General features: G+C 63.8%; 19 protein-coding genes. 15 read left to right on the top strand and 4 right to left on the bottom strand.

Annotated elements, in window-relative coordinates:
- The first annotated feature begins 64 nt into the window (after nt 1-64).
- The 9 genes from ACFOKF_RS19235 (at nt 65) to ACFOKF_RS19195 (ending at nt 10805) form a co-directional block, all read left to right on the top strand.
- Nucleotides 65-1123 (top strand): SIS domain-containing protein, encoded by a 1059-nt coding sequence (locus tag ACFOKF_RS19235; protein ID WP_380797989.1) that lies wholly within the window; start codon nt 65-67, stop codon nt 1121-1123.
- Nucleotides 1120-2268, top strand: a complete 1149-nt coding sequence (nagA, locus tag ACFOKF_RS19230) for an N-acetylglucosamine-6-phosphate deacetylase (RefSeq protein ID WP_380797988.1) — start codon at nt 1120-1122, stop codon at nt 2266-2268. Before ACFOKF_RS19235 ends, nagA begins: the two co-directional genes overlap by 4 nt.
- 103 nt (nt 2269-2371) lie before the next feature.
- A complete protein-coding gene (locus ACFOKF_RS19225) occupies nt 2372-3274 on the top strand; it encodes an ROK family protein (protein ID WP_380797987.1) in 903 nt (300 codons plus the stop codon).
- 232 nt (nt 3275-3506) lie between these two features.
- Nucleotides 3507-3821 (top strand): PadR family transcriptional regulator, encoded by a 315-nt coding sequence (locus tag ACFOKF_RS19220; protein WP_380797986.1) that lies wholly within the window; start codon nt 3507-3509, stop codon nt 3819-3821.
- A complete protein-coding gene (locus ACFOKF_RS19215) occupies nt 3818-4996 on the top strand; it encodes a hypothetical protein (protein WP_380797984.1) in 1179 nt (392 codons plus the stop codon). The genes ACFOKF_RS19220 and ACFOKF_RS19215 overlap by 4 nt, the downstream gene beginning before the upstream one ends.
- Before the next feature lie 288 nt (nt 4997-5284).
- A complete protein-coding gene (locus ACFOKF_RS19210) occupies nt 5285-5761 on the top strand; it encodes an RNA polymerase sigma factor (protein WP_380797982.1) in 477 nt (158 codons plus the stop codon).
- A 26-nt stretch (nt 5762-5787) separates the two neighbouring features.
- Nucleotides 5788-6687: a FecR family protein gene (locus ACFOKF_RS19205; protein ID WP_380797980.1), complete on the top strand. Its 900-nt coding sequence runs from the start codon at nt 5788-5790 to the stop codon at nt 6685-6687.
- 84 nt (nt 6688-6771) lie between these two features.
- Complete coding sequence (locus ACFOKF_RS19200) at nt 6772-9660, top strand: TonB-dependent receptor (protein ID WP_380797979.1); 2889 nt, start codon at nt 6772-6774, stop codon at nt 9658-9660.
- A gap of 14 nt (nt 9661-9674) precedes the next feature.
- A complete protein-coding gene (locus tag ACFOKF_RS19195; protein ID WP_380797977.1) occupies nt 9675-10805 on the top strand; it encodes an alkaline phosphatase in 1131 nt (376 codons plus the stop codon).
- A gap of 742 nt (nt 10806-11547) precedes the next feature.
- Here the strand turns inward: ACFOKF_RS19195 and ACFOKF_RS19190 are convergent.
- Together ACFOKF_RS19190 and ACFOKF_RS19185 are read right to left on the bottom strand one after the other, a co-directional pair.
- Nucleotides 11548-11814 (bottom strand): hypothetical protein, encoded by a 267-nt coding sequence (locus tag ACFOKF_RS19190; protein ID WP_380797975.1) that lies wholly within the window; start codon nt 11812-11814, stop codon nt 11548-11550.
- A complete protein-coding gene (locus tag ACFOKF_RS19185; RefSeq protein ID WP_380797974.1) occupies nt 11811-12293 on the bottom strand; it encodes a CYTH domain-containing protein in 483 nt (160 codons plus the stop codon). Before ACFOKF_RS19185 ends, ACFOKF_RS19190 begins: the two co-directional genes overlap by 4 nt.
- A 208-nt stretch (nt 12294-12501) precedes the next feature.
- Between ACFOKF_RS19185 and ACFOKF_RS19180 the strand changes: the two genes are divergently transcribed.
- Nucleotides 12502-13551 (top strand): NADP(H)-dependent aldo-keto reductase, encoded by a 1050-nt coding sequence (locus ACFOKF_RS19180; protein WP_380797973.1) that lies wholly within the window; start codon nt 12502-12504, stop codon nt 13549-13551.
- A 6-nt stretch (nt 13552-13557) separates the two neighbouring features.
- On the opposite strand, the gene ACFOKF_RS19175 is transcribed toward ACFOKF_RS19180, so the two are convergent.
- On the bottom strand, nt 13558-15189 hold the full coding sequence (locus ACFOKF_RS19175) for a Na+/H+ antiporter (protein ID WP_380797972.1): 1632 nt from the start codon (nt 15187-15189) through the stop codon (nt 13558-13560).
- A gap of 241 nt (nt 15190-15430) precedes the next feature.
- Nucleotides 15431-15688 carry a hypothetical protein gene (locus ACFOKF_RS19170; protein WP_380797970.1) on the bottom strand — a complete coding sequence of 86 codons (258 nt, stop codon included), beginning with the start codon at nt 15686-15688 and terminating at the stop codon, nt 15431-15433.
- A gap of 81 nt (nt 15689-15769) precedes the next feature.
- On the opposite strand from ACFOKF_RS19170, the gene ACFOKF_RS19165 reads away from it, so the two are divergent.
- The 5 genes from ACFOKF_RS19165 (at nt 15770) to ACFOKF_RS19145 (ending at nt 25178) form a co-directional block, all read left to right on the top strand.
- Nucleotides 15770-16894, top strand: a complete 1125-nt coding sequence (locus tag ACFOKF_RS19165) for a right-handed parallel beta-helix repeat-containing protein (RefSeq protein WP_380797969.1) — start codon at nt 15770-15772, stop codon at nt 16892-16894.
- A gap of 206 nt (nt 16895-17100) precedes the next feature.
- Entirely contained in the window at nt 17101-21141 is a 4041-nt protein-coding gene (locus ACFOKF_RS19160; RefSeq protein ID WP_380797967.1) for a molybdopterin-dependent oxidoreductase, read from the top strand.
- Nucleotides 21142-21293: 152 nt separating this feature from the next.
- A complete protein-coding gene (locus tag ACFOKF_RS19155; RefSeq protein WP_380797966.1) occupies nt 21294-21692 on the top strand; it encodes a hypothetical protein in 399 nt (132 codons plus the stop codon).
- A gap of 112 nt (nt 21693-21804) precedes the next feature.
- A complete protein-coding gene (locus ACFOKF_RS19150; RefSeq protein ID WP_380797965.1) occupies nt 21805-22968 on the top strand; it encodes a PepSY-associated TM helix domain-containing protein in 1164 nt (387 codons plus the stop codon).
- Nucleotides 22965-25178, top strand: a complete 2214-nt coding sequence (locus ACFOKF_RS19145) for a TonB-dependent receptor (RefSeq protein WP_380797963.1) — start codon at nt 22965-22967, stop codon at nt 25176-25178. The genes ACFOKF_RS19150 and ACFOKF_RS19145 overlap by 4 nt, the downstream gene beginning before the upstream one ends.
- Nucleotides 25179-25247: the final 69 nt, after the last annotated feature.

Genomic DNA, 25247 nt, shown 5'->3' with positions numbered 1-25247 from the left:
TGATGCGATTAGATTGAACCGCACCACGCTCTAAGGCTCTTTTGTTTTCCGCATTTTGGAGTGAATGATGTTGGAAGTTGCGGCTGATCCCGCCGGCAAAGGCCCTGAAGATACGCTGATGCATGCCGAAGCCCGCGAAGCGGGGGAAGCGTCTGCCCGCTTTCTGGCCAATAATGCCGAAACGCTGAAACGCATCGCCGCCCGTCTGCGGGCCAGCCGCCCGACCATGGTCGTCACCTGCGGACGCGGATCGTCGGATCATGCCGCTACCTTTGGCAAATATCTGTTCGAAACGCTGATTGGCGTGCCCACCGCATCGGCCGCGCTGTCGGTTGCCTCGGTCTTTTCCGCGCCGCTCAGCGCGAACGGTGCGCTGTGCATCGCCATATCCCAGTCCGGCCGCAGCCCCGACCTGTTGCGCACCGTTGAAAGCTACAAGGCGGCAGGCGCGTTCGTCGTGGCGCTGGTCAACGACGCGGCATCGCCGCTCGCGGAACTGGCGGACGAAAGACTGCCTCTCCATGCCGGCCCCGAACATTCGGTCGCGGCCACCAAATCCTACATCGCCTCGCTGGTCGGCCTTGCCGCCCTTGCCGCCCACTGGGCGCACGACGATGCGCTGCTGGCCGCGATCGCGCGCCTGCCAGTCGATCTGCCCCGCGCCTTCGCGCTGGACTGGAGCGCGGCAATGCCGATGCTGGCCGACGCCCGCAACCTGTTCGTCATGGGGCGCGGCTACAGCTTAGCCGTAGCGCAGGAAGCGGCCTTGAAACTGAAGGAAACCAGCGGCCTGCATGCGGAAGCCTTTTCTTCTGCCGAAGTGCGTCATGGTCCCATGGCGATCGTGCAGCCGGGCTTCCCCCTGCTCGCCTTTGCCACGTCGGACAAGGCGGGCGACGATGTGCGCGCTGCGGCGTCTGAATTTGAAGCCCGCGACGCCCTGGTCGCGATGGCGGACGCCAGAGATCCTGCCGGCACGCTGCCGACCTTCGGGTCGCATCCCGCGGTCGAACCCATATTGATGATCCAGAGCTTCTACCGCTTCGTGAACATGCTATCGCGCGCGCGCGGCTATGATCCCGACACCCCTCCCCACCTCAAGAAGGTGACGCAGACAATATGAATTCCTTTGCGTTCGTGAACGGCACGATCGTTGGCCTGACCGGCGATCCGTCCGATCGGCCGCCCATCGAACGGGTGGCGATAGAGCAGGGTGTCATCGTTACCGGACCGGCATCGCCCCCGGACCAGATCATCGATCTGGAGGGCGGATATTTGCTGCCCGGCTTCATTGATACCCAGGTCAATGGCGGCGGCGGCCTGTTGTTCAACGACAGCCCGACCGTGGAAACGATCCGGGGAATTGGTACGGCGCACAGGCAATATGGCACCACCAGTTTCCTGCCGACGCTGATTTCCGACGATCTGGACAAGGTCGACATGGCGATGCGCGCGGTCGAACAGGCCATTGAGGCGGGCGTGCCGGGCGTCGTCGGCATCCATCTGGAGGGCCCCTTCCTGAACAGCGCCAGGAAGGGAACGCATGATCCGGCCAAGTTCCGCCGGATGGATGATGACGCCATCCGCCTGCTGTCCAGCCTTCAGCGCGGACGGACGCTGGTGACGCTAGCCCCGGAATTTTGCGACGACGATCAGATAGGCCGCCTGACGGAAGCAGGCGTCATCGTCGCGGTGGGCCACAGCGATGCGGACTATGCGCGGACCCGTTCCGCTTTTGCCGCCGGCATGTCGGGCGTAACGCACCTGTACAATGCCATGTCGCCGCTCAATCACCGGGCGGCCGGCGTGGTCGGCGCGACGCTCGACAATGATACCGTCTATGCCGGGATCATCGTGGACGGCCAGCATGTCTCTCCCCCGGCATTGCGCATCGCCCTGCGCGCCCGCCCGCATGATCGCTTCATGCTGGTTACAGACGCCATGCCCACAGTCGGCAATGCAACGAAGAGCTTCACGCTTCAGGGCAAGACCATTCGTGTCGAAAATGGCGTGTGCGTCGAAGAAAATGGCACGCTTGCCGGATCGGATCTGGACATGGCGACTGCGCTTCGCAATGCGATGGCGATGATGGCCGTGCCGATCAGCACGGCCGCCGTCATGGCGTCGGCGGCCCCCGCCCGCTTTCTACACCTCGCGGATCGCGGAACATTCGCACAGGGACAGCGCGCAGATATGGTCTGGCTTGACGCCGATCACCAGATTCGCGGCGTATGGCAGGGCGGCGTGCGCGCTTTCACCGCCGGATGATCCCATTTGCATTTGAACATTCGAAGATTATGGCCACCAGAACAGACTTGGCGTTTTCAGCCCCCCATCAGGCACTCTCCGCCCGGTTGACAGGAGACAATGAGTGAGGATTTGTGCCGATGTAGGCGGCTCCTTCGTGGATATCGCGATGGTCGGTGCGGATGCGTCCATCCATCATCGCGCCAAATTCCCCACGCCCACCCGCGACTGGGGCGCTTTTGTCGATGTATTTCGGCAATTTCAGCATAGCCATGCCGACAAGATGGCCCCTGACGATCCGATTTCGATGGCGATCGCGGGTCTGCCCGCCCCCGATAGCGGCCGCATCATCTCGGCGAATATCGAATGCACGCGCGGGAGAAGGCTGGCGCATGATCTGAGCGAAGAACTCGGCCGCCCGGTTTTCGTCATCAACGATGCCGACGCTTTCGTGCTGGGTGAAGCGCGACTGGGCGTCGCCAAGGGGCATCGACGCGTGTTCGGCATCATCCTGGGCACCGGCGTGGGTGGCGGTGTGATCGAAGATGGCAGGGTCGTCACCGGCGCGCATGGCATTGGTGGGGAATGGGGACATGGGCAGATCATCTTCCCATCACCCACAATGCCAGGCGCCGTTCCGCTGTTTCAATGTGGCTGCGGCCGTATGGGTTGCCTCGACACCGTGGGCAGCGCGCGCGGACTTGAGCGCCTTCATCAGTTTCTGCACGATGAAAAAGCCAGCAGCAACGAAATCACATCGGGATTTGCCGCAGCCGCGCCCAAAGCCGCCGCCACGGTGCAATATTTCACCGATATATTGGCGGGCGTGCTGTCTGTCGTGCTGAACAGCTTTCCGGCGACCATCGTGCCGGTTGGCGGCGGCTTGTCCAACTCGGCCGAACTGATTGCGGAAATCGATCGCAAGGTGCGGATCAACATGCTCGATGCGCCCGATGAGCCGATATTGGCAGCGACAAGGCTGGGGGGCGATGCCGGCCTGATCGGCGCCTATTTCGCTGCGGACTGACAGGGAATGAACGATGGCCCATATCGCGACAGACCTGTTCGTCGCAGCATGGGCCGCAAATTCGTCTCCATCCAATCGCCACGATCAAACAAGGCGCGGATCGGCATAGCCGGGCCGCGCCGTTTCCTTACGGCAGCCCCCCGCCTACGTGGCGGCATCCGTATCCGTCATTTTTGCGTCGGGTTCGAAACTAACGCTTGACGATAAATCTATATAGGTAGATTTATTGCGCATGTCTCGAACCCGTGCGCTCTCGCCCCATGCCCGGATGGTCCTCGCCGTCCTGCTCGACGCCGCAGGCCAATGGTCGCACGGCTATGATCTGGCCCGGCGCGCCGAAGTCAAATCCGGTACGCTCTATCCGCTTCTCATTCGTCTGGAGGCGCAGGGCTATCTCGAAGCGGAATGGCAGCAGCCGGCTGAAACTGGCCGTCCGCCCCGGCACGCCTATCGGCTGACGGCAAGCGGTGTGGAGCTTGCCCGCGCCAATCCCCCCAGCCAGGCGGCGTCCACAACAACATCGCGACGCCGGGAGGCGCGCATATGAGCGCAGGTCTTCGCCGGCGACTGATCGATCTGGCCTGCCATGCCCTGCAAGCGACCTTGCCCGAGGCATTGCAGTCCTGGGGATGGGCGGTCCGTTGTGAGGCGGACGCCATCCCGGACGATACCAAGGCCCTGCTGTTCACACTCGACAGCCTGTGCGGGCTGATGCCCCGTGCGATCGCATCGCATCTGTTCCAGCCCTTTTCCGCGCTTGTCGGCAACAATTCTCCGCTTTCGCAAGGATCGACCATCATGAAAATCCTGGACGCCGCCACTGCTCGGCCGCGCACGCTCGGCCTCATCTGCGCGATCTGCTCTGTTGCTCTTGGCCTTGCCTATATGGCTGTCGCCGGCGCGCCGATGCGCTATCTGGGGGTCAATATGGGCGCATTGGCCATCGGCCTGACGATGCTGGCGCTGCTCGGCCGCATTGGTGCAACCGCCCGACAATGGGCGGATGGCGCTAATATCGCGATGGCGGGCGCGCTGCTGGCGACAGCCCTTTTCGGTTCCCAGGTCGACGGCGCAGCGCGCTGGGTCAGCCTGGGCGGACTAGCCATTCAACCGAGTTTGATCCTGTTGCCGATGATGCTCGTCGCCTTCTCAAAAATCCGCAGCGTGCCGATGACCGCCAGCATTGTCGCGGCCGCCCTTGCCATGGCGCTTCAGCCCGACCGCGCGATGGCCGGCATGCTCATATCATGCCTCAGCGCGCTCGCGCTCATCCGCCCGGACAGGCATGTCGGCGTGGCGCTCGCTGCCGGTTTCGCCAGCTTCGCAGCCACGCTGCTTCGTGCCGATCATTTGCCCGCTGTCCCCTATGTCGACCAGATACTCTATTCGTCCTTCGCCATTCACGCCGTTGCGGGTCTGATGGTGTTGGCGGGGGTGGGGCTGCTTCTGGTCCCGGCGATCGCCGGCTGGAGCCGGGATGCAGACAATCGCGCACCCTATGCTGCTTTTGGCGCCGTCTGGTTCGCCGCGATCATGGCGGCAGCGCTGGGCAACTATCCAACGCCGATCGTGGGCTATGGCGGCAGCGCCATCATCGGCTATGCCCTAAGCCTTCTGATGCTGCCGAAATTGTCCGGCGCTCATGCCGAGGCGGACCGGAACATGCGCCGCTTGACGAATGGATCACCCTCCAACAGGCATCTGTTCGTCGCCCTCACCTGATTGCGACGCTGCGTTCGCTGCTCCCGAATAGCGGGTCGGCGTAGAGTTTGTTTGAAAATGCGTCTGCGGGGCGGTCGCGCTCCCGCCCTCATTGGCGCGGTCCGGAATTGTTGCCCTGGCGGGCCAAGCTCCGCCCAGGTTATTTCTCCCGCTGTTTCAGGCAATCCTTCGGCGTTCCATTCATCAACAGCCACCGTCACGCAATCGCAACGGTCCGGTCATTAAACTGACCATCGATGCCGATAGGTCGCCGTGCCCATGGGCGATCATCCGCAAGAACAGACGCATATGCCATCGCTGCGGCTATGGACCGGCTGGACCGGACTGCTGGCGCAGGTCGAGCGGATGACGCGGCGTTCCGACAGCGAGGATCTGTTGCACGATGCCTATGTCCGCATGGCGGCCCGGCCCGAACGGCCCAACAATGAGGAAGCCTTTCTGGTCCGCGCGGCGGTCAATCGGGCGAAGGACAGCTATCGACGCGAAAAGGTGCGCGGACCGGCAAGTGGCGAGGATGCCCTGGCGCTGCTGCGGGACGGCGCGCCGTTGCAGGACGAAGCGCTGATGGCGCAGGCGCGGTTGCGACGCGTATCGGAGGGGATAGATCGCCTGCCGCCACGAACGCGCGAGGTGTTCCTGCTCCAGCGGATCGACAGTCTCAAATATCGCGAGATTGCCGAACGGCTGGACATCAGCCAGAGCGCCGTCGAAAAGCATATGGCCAGGGCGATGAGTTTCCTTGGCGAATGGACGAAAGATTGGTGAGCCCCCACATGCCCGGTGAGCGCCCCATGGCCCGGACCGCCGCCGAGTGGATTGCAAGGCTGAATGCGGAAGAACGGACGGTGGACGACGAGCAGGCCTTTCGCGCCTGGATCGCCGCCGACCCTGCACATGCGGCCGATTTCGAGCGGGCGACCGATATCTGGGCGCTGGTGCCCGGTACGAATGCGGCGCGTCCTGCGCCGGCATCCGCAAGCCCTCTCTCACGCCGGCGGATGATGGCGGCCTGCGCCGGCGCTTTGGCGGTGGGCGGCGGAAGCTTGGCGATCATGCAGACGGCGATGGCGGGCACGCGCTATCGCACCGCCATCGGCGAGCAGCGCCGGCTGACCCTGCCGGAAGGATCGGCGCTGTTCCTGGATGCCGATACCGATGTGCGGGTGCTGGCGAGCGCCAGCCGGCGGCGGTTGTGGCTGGAACGCGGGCGCGTGGCGCTGACGGTGAAGCCGTCCGCCGTGCCCTTCGGAATTGAAGCCGGCCGGGGCAGCTTCATCGCCGGCAGCGGCCGGTTCGACGTGCGGCGCGACAGCGATGACCGGCTGGCGATGACGGCGCTGGCGGGGCAGGCCGATGTCGCGATCGCGGGCGGGCAACGCAGCCTGTCGCCCGGACAACGCATCCGCACCGATGCCGCCGATGTCGTGCAGCTCGATCGGCCCGATGTCGAAACCACCCAGGCCTGGCTGAGCGGCCGGGCGGCCTTTCATGACGACCGGCTGGATGCCGTGGCGGCGGAGGCCAATCGCTACAGCCTCACCCGGCTGGTGATTGCCGATCCCGCCACCGCCGCGCTGCGGGTGAGCGGCATGTACCGGATGGGCGACAATGTCGCGCTGGGCCAGGCGCTGTCGCAATTGCTGTCCGTGCCCGTCCGGCAGGTGGACGACCGGGTGCTGCTGGGCGGCTGAAAAAAATTAAGTGATCCCGGGGTGGGGTAAAATCCCGCTGGCGCGTCGGGGAGGCGCGGCGCCTTCTGCCGCTGTCCACGGGGGATGATCGTGACCGCTTCTTCTTCGCGCACTTTGCGCCGCTCTCTGGTGCTGGGCGCCGCTCTTGCCGCCTTCTGCGCCGTTCCGGCTCAGGCGCAGCATCGTCAGGCGACCGTCCAGATCGCCGCGCAACCGTTGGGGACCGCGCTGGAGGCGCTGGCCCGCCAGACCGGCACCGACATATTGTTCGCGCCGCAACTGGTGGCCGGGATGAGCGGCCCGTCGCTGAACGGCCGGATGGATGCGATGGCGGCGGTCGAGCGGCTGATCCAGGGCAAGCCGCTGGCGGTGCGGCGGCAGGGCAATGGCGCGCTGCTGATCGTGGCGGCGGCTGAGCCGCAGGAGACGGTGGCCAGCGGCGGCGTCGAAGTCGCGCCCGACATCATCGTCACCGGCTATGCCGCCAGCCTGTCTGGCGCGCTGGCCGAAAAGCGCAAGGCGACCAATGTCGTCGACGTGGTGAAGGCCGAGGATATCGGCAAATTCCCCGCCCAGAACATCGCCGAAGCGCTGCAACGCGTACCAGGCGTATCGATCGTGCGCGATCGTGGCGAAGGCGTGTTCGTCCGGATCCGCGGTCTGGGCGCCAATTTCCAGGTCGTTACGCTGAATGGCCGGTCGGCCGCAGTGAACGAGAATGTGCGCGACAGCGGCCAGAGCGGGCGCCAGTTCCGCTTCGACACGCTGCCGTCCGAACTCATGTCGGCGGTCGAAGTCATCAAAAGCCCGCGCGCGGACCTGGCCGAAGGCGGGATCGGCGGCATCGTCAACCTGCAGACCTTCCGCCCGATCGACCTCAAGAAGCCGGTGCTGGCGTTGTCCGCCACTGCCAGTTCGCCGCGCCTGGCCGACACGGTCGATCCGCGCCTGTCGGGCATGGCCAGCTGGGTCAATGATGAGGGCACGTTCGGCGCGCTGATCGCGGCGGTCTATGACGAGCGCACCACGCGTCAGGACCGTGTCACCGGCGTCGGTTGGGCCGACGGGCGGATCGATGCCAACGGCGATGGCAAGCTGGAGAGCGACACAATCCTGGTGCCGACCAGCACGCGCCCGACGCTGGAGCGTGAAAACCGCAACCGCATCGGCCTGAACGGCGCGATCCAGTGGAAGCCCGACGACCGGTTCGAACTGAATGTCGATGGACTGTGGAGCCGGCTCAACATCGACTATGACGAGCTGACTTATTCAACCGATTTTTCGGCGACCACGCCGGGCGCGATCGTGCCGGGCACGGCGGTGATCGAAAATGGCGTGCTGACCGCCGCGACCGTCAACACATCGACCCAGATCGGCCGCGAGACGTCGCGGCTGGAATATGAGAATTGGCTGATCGGCGCGAACGCCAAATGGTCCGCCAATGGCTGGACGCTGGCCGCCGACGCGAGCCTGGGCCGCGCCTATTCCAACACGCCCACGCCCATCTATCGCACCCGCCTGTTGGGCAGCGTCGGCCAGGTCGCGTTCGATTATGGCAAGGTGGGCGAGCGCTTGCCGAACCTGGAGTTCCTGACCGCCGACCTGACGGAATCGACCACCTTGCCTGGTCGCCGGATCGAATATCGCGTCAATGACTCGCTCGATCGCCAGCGGGCCGCGACCTTTGACGTGACGCGCGAGCTGAGCGGCGTGGTGCAGGCGCTGCGCTTCGGCGCCAAATATGAAAAGCGCGACCGCACCTATAATCGCCGCGACATCAACTTCACCAGCGGCATCGCCGGCCAGCGCTTCGACGATAGTTATTTCGAGGCCTTCCCGGTCGACGATTTCCTGAGCGGCGTGGGCGGCAATCTGCCCACCAGCTGGGTCATGCCCGATCCCGACCGTTTCTGGGACGCGGCGACCGGCAAGGAGGCACTGCTCGACGCGCCGCTGACCCGTGGCGACCGGCGCAACAGCTATGCCATCGATGAACGGATCATCGGCGGCTATGGCATGGCGGAGTTCAGCCTGCCGCTGGGCGGTATGACCATCCGGGGCGACGCGGGCCTGCGCTACGCCCATACCCGGCAGACATCGTCGGGCTATGCCGACAATGGCAGCGCGGCGCTGCCGGTCAGCTATGAGCGCAATTACGGGAATTTTCTTCCCTCGCTCAACCTGGTCGCTGAATTTACCTCGAACCTGCAGATGCACCTGGCTGCGTCGAAGGTCATTACCCGCCCCTCGCTGGCCGATCTTGCGCCGCGCCTGACGATCAATTCCAACCCCACGGTGCTGACGGCGGTGGGCGGCAACCCCGAACTGCGGCCGTTCGAGGCGTGGCAGTATGACGGCACCGTCGAATGGTATTTCGCGCCGGGCAGCGCGCTGATCGGCGGAGCCTTCTACAAGGACATCACCAGCTTCGTCTTCCAGCAGACCCGCAATTTCGACCTGGATGGCCAGATCTATCGCCTGACCGCGCCGCAAAATGGCGGCAATGCCTATGTCGCGGGGATCGAGATCGCCTATCAGCAACTGTTCAAGATGCTGCCCGCGCCGTTCGACGGCCTGGGTTTCCAGGCCAATTACACCCATACCAAGAGCAAGGGCACCTATGCCCTGTCCGATGGCACCACCTTCCGCGACGACCTGACCGACGTGGCGGGCGACAGCTTCAACCTGACCGCCTTCTACGAAAAGGGGCCGGTCGGCGCACGGGCCAGCTATAGCTGGCGCGGCAAGGTGCTGCGCGATGTCGGCGGCGCGGGGCTGGCGGCCAATAATGACGCGGCGTTTGGCAGCCTGGACTTCGACATTTCCTACAAGGTCACGCCCAATGTCACATTCGTGGTGCAGGGCATCAACGTGGCCGGCGGCGTCCAGTGGCAATATGTCCGGGACGATCGCTTCGCGGGCTACACCGATTATGGCACCACGCTGATGGCCGGCGTGCGAGCCCGTTTCTGAACGGAAGGACGGCAATGACGATGCGATCGATCGGGATCATGCTGGCGGCGGGCGCAACGCTCGCCGCCGCACCAGCGCAAGCTCGCAATGATGACGGGGCCGCGCCGCAGCGGGCCCGCAACATCATCCTGTTCCTGGGCGACGCCGGCGGCGTGCCGACGCTGAACGCTGCGGGCATCATGGCGCATGACCGGCCGCAATCGCTGTTCATCCAGTCCATGCCCCATGTCGGCCTGTCCGACACTTCGGCGCTCAACAATTGGGTGACGGATTCGGCGGCGGGCATGAGCGCGATCATGACCGGCCACAAGACCAACAGCGGCATGATCTCCGCGTTGCCGGCGGCCGATGGGGCGATCACCCCGGTCAAGAGCTTCCTAGAATATGCCGAGCAGCGCGGCCTTTCGACCGGCGTCGTCACCAACATGCCGATCTGGGACGCCACCCCGGCCGCCTGCTTCGCCCATGTCGCCACGCGCAAGGACAAGGACCAGATCTTCCGCCAGATGCTGGCGCCCCGCTTCGGCAATGGCGTCGACATCCTGATCGGCAAGGGGCAGGCCGATGCGGTCGCGTCCTTCGCCAAGGATGGCACCACGCCGCAAGCGGCCTTCGCCAGGGCGGGTTATCGGTTCGGGGACGATCCGGCACTGGTGAAGGATAGCGGCCGGGCGGCGGTGCTGCGCGATGCCGACTATGCGCCGATCCCGGCGGTCGAGGCGACGATCGGCCAGTTGGCGCGCAATCCCAAGGGCTATTTCCTGATGGTCGAATGGGACATGCACACCGACAAGCCGGAAAATGGCCTGAAGCATGTGATCGAGATGGACGAGATGATCCGCCGGGCAAGCGCGATCGCGGGCAAGGATACGCTGATCCTGTTCACCGCCGACCATAGTTTCGGCCTGCGCATGACCAGCGGCAAGCGCAACGCGCCGATGGCCCAGCAATATGCGGCGGCGGCCGCCAAGCCGGGCGCAACGGTCGCCAGCAATGCCATCATTGGCGTGGAGGACAATCACACCGGCGAGGAAGTGATCGCCGCCGCCGCCGGGCCGGGCGCCGAGCAGGTCCATGGTTTCTTTGCTAACACCCGCCTGTTCGACGTGATGCTTCAGGCGATGGGTTGGAAGAAGGAGCAGTGATCAGCACAGCTTTTCTACAGAGAGCATCCTTTCACGGACTCGACCGGGCAACTGACGGTCGAGGACAGGCCAACCGGGCAAGCATGACCATCGGCACATGCTTGAAGAACGGAGATGGCTGCCTGAACGATAATGGTGGGTAGATTGCGGATATTCCTTATTCCTCTCCCTTGAGGAAGAGGGCAGCGTAGACTTGGCAGATTACTGCCTGGAGTCAGCTGCTTTCGGTAGGAGGATAGGATTAATTCAATTTTGGCGTCATTTGGACCACCGCGGGAGGGATAGAATATCACCACCGGCTCCAGGAAGGGCAAGAAGCCGTTGCGCATATAGGGGCGGACGCGCGAAACGCGCTGACTTCCCGCACCTTGCCGGTGACGTTCCAGCGCCCAAGACCCTGACGATCGGTCCCGTAGAAGCTCAGCCCCAGATTGTAAAAATGCCAGGTCGTAAAAATGATTGTCCGTCAGCAAGGGGCCACTGTGACAGTTCGCTCAGCCCGCCGGCGTGCGGAACAGATGAAGGCCCTGCAACTGCTGATCGCCGAGGACTGAAACACCCTGCGAGAACAGGCGGTCCCAACGACTGCGAGGCTGCGCCAGGCCGCAATCAATTTTTCCATATCGCCGATCTGGATGCGGCGCGCGCCAATCCGTTCAGCAAAGGCACTGCGCGCTCATGCTCCTCCCCCTTGCGACGCCTGCGGACCAGTCGCAGCATCCCCATCAATGAGGGCTTGGCCCTAATCCGCTCCGTCAGGCGGCATCGCATCCATCAGGTCCATGAAGTTGCGCGCCGCCGCCCGTTCGGTTGGGTCGTCGAACGCGTCCAGATCAGGCGCCTGTCCCAGCAGGAACAGCAGCGACCAGAGCGCAAAGCGCCGTCCCTGATCCGCTTCCAGCCCAAAATCGACACGCATCCGCTCGATCCCGACAGCCATGACGTCTGCCGGCAAGGCATCAATCTGGCGCGTACCGAAATAGCGTTGCAACTGATCGTCGAAATTCATGCGCCGTCACATTCTTCGATATTATGCGCCACCAGACCGATCGCCGAATTGCGATAGCGCGGATCGTCAGTCACTTCCCGGCCGACCCAGTCGGGCAGGTCGACACGCGCGTCGGCCGCGTCCAACTCTACCTCAGCCAGCACCAGTCCCGCCGCCGCCCCGGCGAACACATCCACGTCCCATAGCCACCCGCCATGGGGCACTTTGTACCGGGTCTTTTCGATCACCGGGCCGCTGCACAGTCGGTCCAGCATGTCCGCGGCCTCGCCCGCCGCAATCTCATATTCAAATTCGTCGCGCACCATGCCCGCCCGCGCGCTCTTGAGCGTGATCCAGCCCCGATCGCCCGCCAGCCGGATGCGCACGCTGACCTTGCCTTCGCGGACAATATAGCCCTGACGCAAGGCTCGCCCCCCATCCGCGCTCTGCCGCCAGCCATCGCCGACGACCAGAAATTTGCGTTCAATCTCTATCGGCATAGATTCTGTCGCGCTGCGTTCTTTCCAATAAGGCTTTGACGCCCATTAGCCCGCGAAGGCGATTTTTGCCACCCCATGCCCGTCCCCCATCCAAGCGATCGGATGATCCCGAGAATATTCCTCATTAACCTATGAGAAATGCTGCGCACCCTTCCCGCCGCGCCGGCAGCCGCTATGGATGGGGCAGTTCATTTATAGGGAATGCAGCATGGAATATCGCGCACTGGGCCGGACCGGGCTTGACGTCAGCCTGATCTGCCTTGGCACCATGACCTGGGGGTCACAAAATAGCGAAACGGAGGCACACGCCCAACTGGACTATGCCATTGGCGAAGGCGTCAATTTCATTGACACGGCCGAAGGCTATCCCGTCACACCTGTGAGCCATGACACGCAATTTCTGACCGAAACTTATATCGGCAACTGGATCGCGGAACGCGGGCGGCGCGACGATTTCATCCTTGCCACCAAGGTCGCCGGTCCCTCGCGCGATCCGGTGCGCAAATTTCGCGGCGGCAACAACCGCCTCGATCGCCGTAACATCGAACAGGCCGTGGAGGATAGTCTGCGCCGACTGCGCACCGACTATATCGATCTGTATCAGGTCCATTGGCCCGACCGCCCGGTCCCGTCCTTTGGCGTTCGCGGCCTGTCGCAGCTTGCCGACACCAGCGATACGGTGCCGATCGAAGAGACACTGGGGGCGCTGGCCGATCTCGTGAGCGCGGGCAAGATCCGTCATTTTGGCGTGTCCAACGAAACGCCCTGGGGCGTCTCGGAATATCTGCGCCTGTCGCGCGAAAACGGCCTGCCGCGCGTCGCGTCGATCCAGAATGCCTATAATCTGCTGAACCGCACCTTCGAATATGGCCTTTCCGAATTTGCCCTGCGCGAACAAGTGTCGCTGCTGGCCTATTCGCCGCTGGCGGGCGGCAATCTGACCGGCAAATATCTGGGCGGAGAAGTCCCGCCCGGTTCCCGCCGTGACGTCGCGCACCAGTTCCGGCGCTACGACCTGCCCGGCCAGCCGCTCGCCTCCGCCCGCTATGTTGCGATCGCCCATGCCCATGGTCTCGATCCGGCCACGCTCGCGCTCGCCTATGTCAACAGCCGGCCGTTCGTCACGTCCAACATCATCGGCGCAACCTCGCTGGAACAACTCAAAGTCGACATCGACAGCGTGCGCGCGACGCTCAGCGACGAAGCGATCGCCGCGATTGAGGCCGTGCATCGCGACATGCCCGACCCCTGCCCATAAGGCGGATCAGCCCCGCAGGCGCGCTTCGGACAGGTCCAGTTCGCGCGTCAGCTTGCGGGCGGCTTCGCTGCCGATCGATCGGGCCCGGATCAGACGGCTGAGCGCGGCGCGTTCCGCCTTGATGCCCACAAGGCGGAATTCGCTCATCAGCCGGTCCTGCGCCCGCGCTCGATCGGCCTGCTCTTCCGCCAGCCCCTCGATCCGCTCGCGATAAAAGTCCATCACCCGCCCGCCGGCCTGGGCATAGAGGTCCGCCTCGCCGCTCTGCTCGGCCAGGCCATGTTGCCGGCGTTCGATCGCCACGATCGCCGCCTGCGCAGTCATGATCCGCGCCTGATCCTCTTCCGCCTGCCGCGACGGTTCGGCCGGCATCTTCAGATCCTTGAGCAGGATCGGCAGCGCCACGCTGGCGACCACCAGCGACACGATGATCACGCCCGCCGCCAGAAAGATCGCCAGATCGCGCGCCGGGAATGGCGCGCCATCGTTCAGCGCCAGCGGCAATGTCAGCACGCCCGCCAGCGTGATCGCCCCGCGTACGCCAGCGAAAGACATGGCCGCAATCAGCCGCCAGTCGGGGCTATGGGGCGTCTGCGCCGCATCCCGCCTGCGCAGGATGGTCAGCTTGAGCGAACCCCACACCCACAGGAAGCGCAACGCCGCCAGCCCCGCCACGATCGCCAGTATATAGACCGCCAGCCACCAGGGCGCGCTATGTCCGGTCAGCGCCACCGTTTGCCTCGCGCCCGACAGGATGCCCGGCAATTGTTCGCCCAGCAGCACGAAGATGATGCCGTTGAGCGTAAACTGGATCATGTCCCACACCGAAATGCGCCGCATGCGCGTGTCGGCCAGCGCCTGCCGCGAAACTTCGGCAAAGCTCATCGTTACGCCGGCGCTCACCGCCGCCAATATGCCCGACGCATGGACATGTTCGGCCACCATATAGGAACCGAACGGGATCAACAGGCTGACCAATATCTGCGATCCGGTGTCCTCGCCCCAGCGCTTCGTCACCCATGCCTTGACCCGCGTCACCGCCAGCGTCACCGCCACGCCGATCGCCAGCCCGCCGCCCGCGACCCACAAGAAATTCAGCACCGCCGGCCCGGCCGCGAAATGCCCCGTCAGCGCCGCAGCCACGGCAAAACGCAGACAAACGAGGCCCGACGCATCGTTCAGCAGCGATTCCCCTTCCAATATATGCATCATCCGCTTGGGAATGGGCACGCGCGCGGCGATGGCGGACACGGCGATCGGATCGGTCGGGGACACCACTGCCGCCAGCGCGAAGGCGACCGCCAGCGGCATCGCCGGGATCATCCAGTGGATGAACAGGCCCATGCCAACCACCGTGATCAGCACCAGCCCCAGCGCCAGTTCGACCACGGTCGACACGTCCTTGAACAATTCATCCTTGGGAATGCGCCAGCCATCCAGGAACAGCAGCGGCGGCAGGAACAGAAAAAGGAAAAGTTCGGGGTCTAGAGCAACCCGGTGGGAGGTCGACAGGCCAATCACACAGCCCAGCACGATCTGCACCAGCGGCGTCGGCAACGCCAAGGGCACCATACGGGACACCGCACCGCTGACGACGACCGCCAGCAGCAGGAAAAGCACGATCGACACTGTCTCCAAAATTTCCGCTCCATGTTGAATGATGCGGTCTTTTTGGAAAATCAAAGCCATTTGAGCAAGTCTTTCAATGACTTTTTTGTCGTTCTTCACTCAGCTCGCATTCAGCCGCTTGACCCTATAACAGGGGTTCGCAGCCCATTTCCCGGAGATATATTCTTTTGCTCAAGTCCTTCGCAACGGCCCTTCTCTTCGCCACATTGCCGTTGATCGCCGGATTGTCTCCGGCTCATGCCGAAACCTATTATGTCGACGCCGTGAAGGGCGATGATCGCTTCGGCGGCGTTACGGCAGAGCAGCCCTGGCGATCACTCGCCAAAGTGCGCGACTTCGCGCTACGGCCCGGCGACCGCGTCATGCTGGCGGCCGGATCGGTGTGGAAGGAACCGCTAACCCTGACCCGATCGGGCACCGCCAGCGCCCCGATCATCGTCGCTGCGACCGGCACGGGGCCGCGCCCGCGCATCGATGCGGGCGGCGTATCGCCCCACGGCGTCGCCATCCTCAACGCCGAATATATCAGCGTCGGCGGACTGGAAGTCACGAATGATGCCCCCGGCTCCCCCCGACGCAAAGGTTTGGCGTGCTGGTGTCAGCGCAGGATCGCGGCGTCACCCGCGGCATCCGCGTCACCGACATGTACGTCCATGACGTGCGCGGCACCAATGACCGCAAGGATAATGGCGGCATCGTCTTTCGCGCGACCGGGCAGAAGCTCGCCACCCGCTTTCAGGACCTGGCAATCGAACGCAATATCGTCTGGCGGGTCGATCGATCGGGGATAGCGGGCATTGCCGACCGCGTGACCCATCGCGACTGGTTTCCTAGCGAAAATGTCGTGATCCGCGACAATTATGTCGAGGATGTGGGCGGCGACGGCATCGTCCCGCGCGGCACGGACGGCACGCTGATCGAACATAATATCGTCCGCTATGCGGGCAGCCGCGCGCCCGGATATAGCGCGGGCATCTGGCAATGGAGCACTGACAATAGCCTCATCCAGCTAAACGAGGCCGCTTACACCCGCACCCGCTATGACGGTCAGGGCTTCGATTCCGACTTCAACTCGCGCCGCACCACGTTGGTTTACAACTATAGCCATGACAATGCCGGCGGCTTCCTGCTGATCTGTTCGCCCAAACGCAGCGAAACCGACAATCTGGGCAATCACGGTACGGTCGCCCGCTTCAATGTCAGTCGCAACGACGCCAGCCGCATCATCCAATTGTCCGGCAATGTGTCCGACGCGCTGGTCGAAAAGAATGTCGTTCATGTCGGCAAAGGCATGGATGTGCAGATGGTGGTCGCGACCCAATGGGATGGCTGGGCGCATGATGTGCGCGTGCAGGACAATCTGCTCAAGGTCGCCGGCACCGCCCGCTATGGTCGCGAAACCGGCCGCAACGGTCCCGACTATCTCATCCAGCCCGGCTTCGCTCCGGCGCGGGAAATCCGGTTTAAGGGCAACATATATCTGGGCAATCACATCGACCTGCCGGAGGATGGCGCAGGGCAAGTCATCCCACCCTATCAGGAACAGCCCGCCGACTGGCAAGTTCCGACCTTCGATCCGGCGAAGCCCGAAGGCTTTTCCGACTATCTGATCCGCCATCGCAGCTGGATGCTGGCCATGCTGCAACGCGAACTGGCGGCGCCGGTCGCTTTGCGCCAACCCCGAACCATGTCGATCTTCGAAGCGCGCCGTTAATCCCGCCGGCGCTGCATCGCACAAAAAGGGCTTGCACCCGACCGGCGAGTCCGAATATTATCGGCGCGACATTCAGCCTGACCGCGCAATGATGTGTGGGACGGCGACGCCCCGAACGGGGCCAGAGCAGTTGGCAAAGGCGCCATCAACCGGACCAGAACAGGTCCGGTTGATGGCGCCTTTTTTGTTGGTTCGGGGAGCGCCGGGTGACGACGAAGACGGTGAAGAGCATGTGCCCCTATTGCGGTGTCGGCTGCGGCATCGTGATGGAGGTCGCCGACAACCGCATCGTCAAAGTGACGGGCGACAAGAGCCATCCCACCAATTTCGGCCGCCTCTGCACCAAGGGCAGCAGTTGCCATGTCCCTGTCGCCGCCGAAGGCCGCGCCGACCGCGCCTATGCCCGCCTGCCCGGCAGCCGGGATCAGGGATCGATCCCCATGGACGATGCCATTGCGCGCACTGCGCAGGGACTGCGCACGATCATCGATCGCGACGGGCCGGATGCGGTGTCGCTTTATGTGTCCGGGCAAATGTCGCTGGAGGCGCAATATCTGGCCAACAAGCTGTGCAAGGGCTTCATCGGCACCAATAATATCGAAAGCAATTCGCGCCTGTGCATGGCCAGCGCGGCGAGCGGTTACAAGCTGTCGATCGGCGCGGATGGCCCGCCCGGCTCCTATCAGGATTTCGACAAAGCCGACCTGTTCTTCGTGATCGGCGCGAACATGGCGGATTGCCACCCGATCCTGTTCCTGCGGATGATGGACCGGGTGAAGGCGGGCGCGAAGCTGATCGTCGTCGATCCCCGCCGCACCGCCACCGCCGACAAGGCAGACCTGTTCCTGCAAGTGAAGCCCGGCACTGATCTCGCCTTGCTGAACGGCCTGCTCCACCTGCTCACCGCCAACGGCCAGATCGATCCCGATTTCATCGCCGCCCATACCGAAGGCTGGGACGCGATGCCGGATTTTCTGGCGGACTATGGCCCCGAACTGGTCGCACAGACGACCGGCCTGGCCGAGGCTGATCTACGGCAGGCGGCGCAATGGATCGGGGAAGCGGGCGAATGGATGAGCTGCTGGACCATGGGCCTCAACCAGAGCAGCCATGGCACCTGGAGCACCAACGCCATTTGCAATCTGCATCTGGCCACTGGCGCCATTTGTCGTCCGGGCAGCGGCCCCTTCTCCCTTACTGGCCAGCCCAATGCGATGGGCGGGCGCGAAATGGGCTATATGGGACCGGGCCTGCCCGGCCAGCGCGCCACCGTCAGCCCCGCTGACCGAGCGTTGGTCGAAGATATATGGCGCATAACGCCCGGCACGCTGAAGCCGCAGGCCGGCGCAGGCACGGTCGCTCTGTTCGAAGATATGGCGGCGGGCAAGATCAAGGCATGCTGGATTATCTGCACCAATCCGGTCGCCAGCGTCGCCAATCGCCAGACGGTGATCGCGGGATTGGAAGCCGCCGAACTGGTGGTGACGCAGGACGCCTATGTCGACACCGAAACCAATCGCTATGCCGACATCATCCTGCCCGGCGCGCTCTGGGCGGAGGCGGAAGGGGTGATGATCAATAGCGAACGCAATCTGACGCTGGCGCAAAAGGCCGTCGATCCGCCCGGCGAGGCGATGGCCGACTGGGCGATCATCGCCCAGGTCGCCTGCGCCATGGGCTATGCCGACGGCTTCACTTACGCCTCCGCAGACGAGATATTCGAGGAAATCCGCCAGTTCTGGAATCCCCATACCGGCTATGACATACGCGGCGCCAGCTATGACCGGCTGCGCCAGACGCCGCTGCAATGGCCCTGCGCGCCCGACAGCACGGATGATCGCAGCCCGATCCGCTATCGCACTGGCGCGGAAACGGGGCCGGCGATCCGCTTCCCCACCGCCAGCGGCAAGGCCGCCTTCTTCCCCCGTCCGCACATGGACCCAAAAGACATGCCGGATGCGGATTATCCGCTGATCCTCAACACCGGCCGGCTCCAGCATCAATGGCACACGCTGACCAAGACGGCGAAAGTGCCCACACTCAACAAACTCAACCCCGGCCCCTTCGTGGAGGTCCATCCCGAAGATGCGGCCACGCTGGGCATCGGCGAAGGCGACCGGGTGGAACTGCGGTCGCGCCGGGGCCGCGCCGTCCTGCCCGCTGTCGTTACAGACCGGGTGCGGCCGGGCAACTGCTTCGCCCCCTTCCACTGGAACGACGTCTTCGGCGATGATGTCGCGGTCAATGCCGTCACCAATGATGCGATCGACCCGATTTCGATGCAGCCGGAATTCAAATTTTCCGCCGTGGCGCTCACCCGCCTGTCCGGTCCCGTCCCCGCCGCGATCGCATCCCCAGTCGCCGATGCGACAAGCGCGCCCGTCCTCAGCGCCGATCAACATGCCGCCATCAACGCCTTCGCCCACGTCATGGGTCTGGCGCCGAACGAAAGCCCGGTCCTGGCGGAGGGCGCGCGCGCCTATCTGGACGGCTTCACCACCGGGTTGCGCGCCGCGCCGATCACCGCCGTACCGCTGCTGCCCGACAGCGCGCCGCTCGATCCGACCCAACGCCATTATATGAATGGCCTGCTCGCCGGACTGTTCGGCCGCACGAGCTTGCCCGCCGAAGACGGCGATGCTGGCCAGCAGGAAATCCTGATCCTCTGGGCGTCGCAGACCGGCAACGCCGAAGGATTCGCCCAAAGCTGCGCGCGCCAGATCGCAACCCCGCACTGGCGCGCGCGCCTGCTGGCGATGGATGCGGCCAAGCCCGCCGATCTTGCCAACGCCAGTCATGCCTTGTTCGTCGCCAGCACCTTTGGCGATGGCGACGCCCCGGACAATGGCGACGGCTTCTGGGCGGCGCTGGCGGCTGACGCCGCGCCCCGGCTTGACCATCTGTCCTATTCGGTGCTGGCCTTTGGCGATTCCAGCTATGGGCAATTTTGCGGTTTCGGCCGCAAACTTGACGCCCGGCTGGCGGCGCTGGGCGGCGCGCGGCTTGCCCCGCGCGCCGATTGCGAACCCGATTATGAGGATTGCGCGGCCGGATGGATCGCTGCGGTCAAGGCGTCGCTCGGCAGCGCTCTGGTGACGGAACCCGCCCCGGCTCTCGACACCCCTGCCGCCTATAGCCGCAAAGCCCCACTCGCCACCCGCCTCGCACGCAATGTCCTGCTCAGCGGCGCGGGCGCGCAAAAGGAGGTGCGCCAGTTCGGTTTCGACATAGGCGGCGCGGGCTTTGCCTATCAGGCCGGGGATTCGCTCGGCGTGTGGCCGGTCAACTGCCCGGCGCTGGTGCGCGAAACGCTCGATCTGCTCAACCTGTCGGCCGACGCTCCCGTCAGCGTCAAGGATGCGGGCGAAGTCCCTCTTGCCGATGCCCTGACCCGCCATTGGGACATTGCAAAGCCAACCCGCAACTTGTTAGAACTGATCGCAGAACGTGATCCCGACATCGGCTTCGCTCCGCTTCTTGACCCATCGCGCAAAGCCGATTTCGACCATTGGCTCTGGGGCCGGCAAATGGCCGACATCCTGCATGAAGCCCGTCCCCAGCTCAGCCCCAAGGATCTGATGGCGATCATGCGCCCGCTCCAGCCACGCTTCTACTCCATCGCCTCCAGCCCGGCCGCGCAGGCGGACGAGGTCCAGCTGACCGTGTCGGTAGTCCGCTATGCCTGCGACGGGCGGCGGCGCGCGGGCGTTTGCTCCGCCTTCCTCGCCGATCGCGCCGACAGTGCGCAGCCCGGCCTGTTTCTTCAGCCCTCGACCCATTTCCATCCGCCCGCCGACCTCAGCAAGGCGATGATCATGGTCGGCCCCGGCACCGGCATCGCGCCCTTTCGCGGCTTCCTGCACGACCGACAGGCGCATGGCGCGCGCGGGGCCAACTGGCTCTTCTTCGGCGAACGGCATGAGGCGACCGATTTCTATTATCGGCAGGAAATCGAAGACTGGCGGCGCAGCGGCCATCTCGATCGGCTCAGCCTCGCCTTCTCGCGCGATCAGGCCGACAAAATCTATGTCCAGCAGCGCATGGTGGAGGAAGGCGCAGAACTATGGCGCTGGATCGATGGCGGCGCGCATTTTTACGTCTGCGGCGACGCCAGCCGCATGGCGAAGGATGTCGATGCCGCCCTCAAACAGGTCGTCGCCCGTCATGGCGGCATGAGCGCGGACATGGCCACCGACTATGTCGCCCAGATGCAGCAGGATCGCCGTTATGTCCGCGACGTGTATTAAACACCCGCCGCGTCCTGTTGCCTTGAACGGTCGATGCCGGCGCGCCCATTGGCCCTTAAGGCAATTGCCCAGATAGCCAGAGCGCTATAGCAGATGCGATCAGGACATCATGTCACATGGACATGGTCCGCAGCCGAGTTAGTTGTCGACGCATGGGCAATTGGATCAGACAGTCACAAGCGGGACGCGGGCTATTTGCCCTGCTGATGCTATGTGCGCTGGCGATCCGCATTGCCATTCCCACCGGCTTCATGCCGACGCAGAGCATCCATGGCATCGTCATTTCGCTCTGCACTGGCCAGGGGGCCGTCAAGGCGGTCCTGCCGATCGAAAAGGGCAGCGAGCCGGCCGGCCATGAAAAGTCCGGGGGCGACGCATGCAGCTTTGCAGCCGGTCTGGGCGGTGGTCTGCTTGACGCTCCGGCATCAGCCATGGCGGCTGCCCTCCTGCCAATTGCGCCGCTCATTTCAAGCCGCGCCATAGCCGATCTCACGGTTCATCGTCTGGCGGCGCCACCGCCGCCATCCCAGGCTCCCCCCGCGCGCGCCTGAAAAGCCCGCGCGGCGAACAGCATCATCCTCGTTCGCCGTAGACTGCGCATGCTGCGTGCATGCGTGATGCCGTGGTTCCGATGGGATCACGGATCAAAGCAGCGAGATGCCCATGTCTATTTCACGCAAGGCGCGTAGCGTTGCGCGCCATATCCACTTGTGGCTTGGGCTGTCCCTCGGCCTGCTGTTCGCGCTGCTCGGCATTACGGGTTCCGCGCTGGTCTTCTATCAGGAGATCGACGCCGCCCTGCATCCGCAGATCAGCGTCGAAGCTGGCACGCCTGCCCCCGGATGGTCCAGTCCGGTCTGGGATCACGCGCGCGCAACCGTCCGTCGCCAATGGCCGGGCGACGGCGGACAATGGCGGTTCGAGGCGACCGACCAGCCGGGACCGATAGCCGCACGCTATTATCCATCCGGCGCGCCGGCCAGCCATGGCGCCAAACGCATGATGGTCTGGCTCTCGCCAGACGGCGCGCACATTCTACGTCATGAGCGCTGGGGCGATTATGCCATGAGTTGGATCTACGAACTGCACATGGACCTTTTGTCCGATGAGGCCGGGCGTAAGATCGTGGGCTGGTCGGGCCTTGCCATAGTTGTTCTTGTGGGCACGGGACTGGCGGCATGGTGGCCCAGAGGGTCTTGGCGCAAGGCCTTGACGTTCAAGCGGCGGGCGGCGCTCATTCGCCGCCTTCACGACATTCACAAGCTGACCGGCCTGTGGAGCCTCATGCTCCTGATCCTCTTTGCCGGCACCGGCTTCATGCTGGCCTTGCCCACGGAGGCCAACTGGCTGCTGGAACGGACCGTCGCGCCCATCGACAGGATGCCATTGCCGCAATCAACGCTCCGCAATGACCGGCCCGTCACCCTGAGCATGGCGCTCGCCAGCGGACATCGCGCCCTGCCGGAAGCGCGGCTTGCATGGATCGAGGCGCCTGCTCCGGGCCGCGGCGTCATCCGGCTGCGGGTCCAGGTGCCCGGCGATCCCAGCCGGCGCTTTCCGCACAGCTATATCTTTATCGACCAATATTCCGGCGCTGTTCTGGCTATCCTGGATGCCCGGCGGGGCAGCGCCGCAACCAGCATCAAAAACTGGCTTCATCCGCTGCATGACGCCTCAGTCGGCGGGCTTGCCACCCGCATCCTCGCCTTCCTCATCGGCCTCGTCCCGGCCGCCCTCTTCATCACCGGCCTGCTGCGCTGGCGCAAACGCCGCATCCATCAGGCGAAGGCCGTCCAAAATCACAAATTACAGGGAGTATATTCATGATCCGCATCTCCATTGCCGCTTTGACGTCCGGTTTGATGGCGACGTCCGCCCTTGGGGCGGAGGTGGACCGCAGCGATGCAATCATCGTCACCGGACAGCGCGATCCGCTCAACCTTGACCAGCAAAGCGACACCGGCAGCCGCCTCGGCCTTTCCATCCTGGAAACGCCGGCCAGCGTGGAGATTTTGCGTCAGGCGGACATGCAGTTTCGTGGCCTGCGCACCGCGCGCGAAGCCTTCGCAGACGTGCCAGGAGCCGTCTCGGGCAATGTGCCCGGCAACCCGGCAGTCATCTCCATGCGCGGCTTTGCGGGCAATGTTGTTTCGATCCTCCAGGATGGCGTCCGGATTTCCTCTTCAACGGTCGTGCAGCGCGACACCAATGTCTGGCATTTCGACAGGATCGAGGTGATTAAGGGACCGGCCTCCGTCTTGTTTGGCGAAGGCGCGCTCGGCGGCGTCGTGAACAAGGTGACTCGCAAGCCGCAATTCGACGGCAATCATATGGACGCGCTGCTCAGCTATGGCAGCTTCAACACGCTAACGGCGGCAGGCGGGGTCAATTACCAACTGTCGGACAAGGTCGCGGTGCGCGCGGACGCCAGCATCATGCGGTCCGACAGCCTGTATGATGTCGATGACAATGATACGCGGTCAAGCGGCCTGACCGCCAGTTTGCTGTTCAAGCCGTCCGAAGACCTGTCGATCCTGATCGCGGTCGACCATTATAATGATCGATATGACAGCAGCTATCAGGGCGCGCTGTTGATCCCGATCGCCTATGCGCGCGATCCCAGCGCCGCGGTGCATTCCAGCAATGATCTGGTGATCGACAGGGCGATGCGCAGGCGAAACTACACGCCCTATGGCGGCTATTCCGGTGTGGACGAAACGACGGTCCGATCGCGTATCGACTGGAAATTGGGGGATGGCTGGGCGCTGGGCGCCGACCTGATATGGTACACGGCCGATCGAGCCTTCCTCAACAACGGCACCCGCAGCTTCGTTTCCCCGACCACAGATTTCCCCAATGGCGGCATCCAGCGGGGGCTGACCGCTTTCTATCATGACCATGATTATTGGAATGTTCGCAGCGCGCTGTCGAATGACAACAGGATCGGCGGTCTGCGCAATCGATTTACGATCGGCATGGAATATAACCAGACCGATTTCGCCAGCCTGCGCCAGACCAGCGGGAACAGCCTGGTTCGCGCTGTCGATCCCTTTGATCCCGTCATCGGCACTTTTCCGACAGACGGCGCGCTCTACCGTTCGCAAAATGTCAATTTCGATTCCAGGCTCAACACCATGTCGGTCTTTGCCGAAGATGCGCTGAATGTGACGCCGCAATGGCTGCTGGTCGGGGGTGCGCGATTCGACCATATGGACCTGCGACGGTGCGTAACCGATTATCTGACAACGCCCAACGCCGTTACCAGCGCGCATCCCGTCTACAAGCCCTTCTCCTGGCGCGGAGGCTCCAGCTATGCGGTCACAGCCGACCTCACTTTCTATGGACAATATACTACCGCTGTTTCGCCCGTCTCCTCGATCCTGCTTCAGTCGATCGCCAATAGCCGCTTCAAACTCACCAAGGGGCACAGTTACGAAGCCGGTTTCAAACTGGCTGCGCTCGCCAGACGACTGACGGTGACGGGTGCGGCCTATCGCATCGTCCAGAACGACATATTGACCCGCGATCCCGCCAACCCGCTCCAGACCGTACAGGGCGGCGCCCAATCATCCAAAGGGGTGGAACTGAGTCTGGGCTGGGCATTGACCGACGATGTCACACTGGGCGGCAGCTTCAGCTACAGCGACGCCCGATATGACGCGTTGATCGAGGCCGGCGGTGTCGACAGATCCGGCAACCGTCCAATCAACGTGCCCTCCACTACGGCGGGCGCAAACGCAGCCTATCGGTTGCCGGGAACGCCGGTCACTCTGTCCGCCTTCGCCAGGCATGTATCGGGGTTCTACACTGACACCGCCAACAGCATTTTCGTAAAGGGGCGCACGACCTTCGACGCGGCCATCGGCTGGGCCGTAAGCGATAGCGCATCGCTGACGATGCGCGGCCGCAACCTGAGCAACGCTTTCTACGGCGAATATTCGGGCTATACTATAACGGACGTCTACATTGGCGCGCCACGCAGCTTCGAAGTCGTGCTGACCACACGGCTCAGTGCCGCGCAGCCGATACGGCAATGATTGGCCGATTATCCTTCGTCGCCGTTCCGGGAATTATTGATCAGATGTAAAATGCAAAACGCGAAACTG

It is taken from the genome of Sphingobium rhizovicinum (assembly GCF_042647625.1).
Lineage (GTDB): Bacteria > Pseudomonadota > Alphaproteobacteria > Sphingomonadales > Sphingomonadaceae > Sphingobium > Sphingobium rhizovicinum.
Note: the sequence above shows the minus strand (reverse complement) of the source record. Positions and strands in the feature narration are given on the sequence as shown.

Bases quoted from the DNA above. Each gene is read 5' to 3' on its own strand.
- ACFOKF_RS19235 (WP_380797989.1), top strand. From the start codon at position 65: ATGATGTTGGAAGTTGCGGCTGATCCCGCCGGCAAAGGCCCTGAAGAT.
- nagA (WP_380797988.1), top strand. From the start codon at position 1,120: ATGAATTCCTTTGCGTTCGTGAACGGCACGATCGTTGGCCTGACCGGC.
- ACFOKF_RS19220 (WP_380797986.1), top strand. From the start codon at position 3,507: ATGTCTCGAACCCGTGCGCTCTCGCCCCATGCCCGGATGGTCCTCGCC.
- ACFOKF_RS19215 (WP_380797984.1), top strand. From the start codon at position 3,818: ATGAGCGCAGGTCTTCGCCGGCGACTGATCGATCTGGCCTGCCATGCC.
- ACFOKF_RS19210 (WP_380797982.1), top strand. From the start codon at position 5,285: ATGCCATCGCTGCGGCTATGGACCGGCTGGACCGGACTGCTGGCGCAG.
- ACFOKF_RS19205 (WP_380797980.1), top strand. From the start codon at position 5,788: ATGGCCCGGACCGCCGCCGAGTGGATTGCAAGGCTGAATGCGGAAGAA.
- ACFOKF_RS19200 (WP_380797979.1), top strand. From the start codon at position 6,772: ATGATCGTGACCGCTTCTTCTTCGCGCACTTTGCGCCGCTCTCTGGTG.
- ACFOKF_RS19195 (WP_380797977.1), top strand. From the start codon at position 9,675: ATGACGATGCGATCGATCGGGATCATGCTGGCGGCGGGCGCAACGCTC.
- ACFOKF_RS19190 (WP_380797975.1), bottom strand. From the start codon at position 11,814: ATGAATTTCGACGATCAGTTGCAACGCTATTTCGGTACGCGCCAGATT.
- ACFOKF_RS19185 (WP_380797974.1), bottom strand. From the start codon at position 12,293: ATGCCGATAGAGATTGAACGCAAATTTCTGGTCGTCGGCGATGGCTGG.
- ACFOKF_RS19180 (WP_380797973.1), top strand. From the start codon at position 12,502: ATGGAATATCGCGCACTGGGCCGGACCGGGCTTGACGTCAGCCTGATC.
- ACFOKF_RS19170 (WP_380797970.1), bottom strand. From the start codon at position 15,688: ATGGCGACGCCGTGGGGCGATACGCCGCCCGCATCGATGCGCGGGCGC.
- ACFOKF_RS19155 (WP_380797966.1), top strand. From the start codon at position 21,294: ATGGGCAATTGGATCAGACAGTCACAAGCGGGACGCGGGCTATTTGCC.
- ACFOKF_RS19150 (WP_380797965.1), top strand. From the start codon at position 21,805: ATGTCTATTTCACGCAAGGCGCGTAGCGTTGCGCGCCATATCCACTTG.
- ACFOKF_RS19145 (WP_380797963.1), top strand. From the start codon at position 22,965: ATGATCCGCATCTCCATTGCCGCTTTGACGTCCGGTTTGATGGCGACG.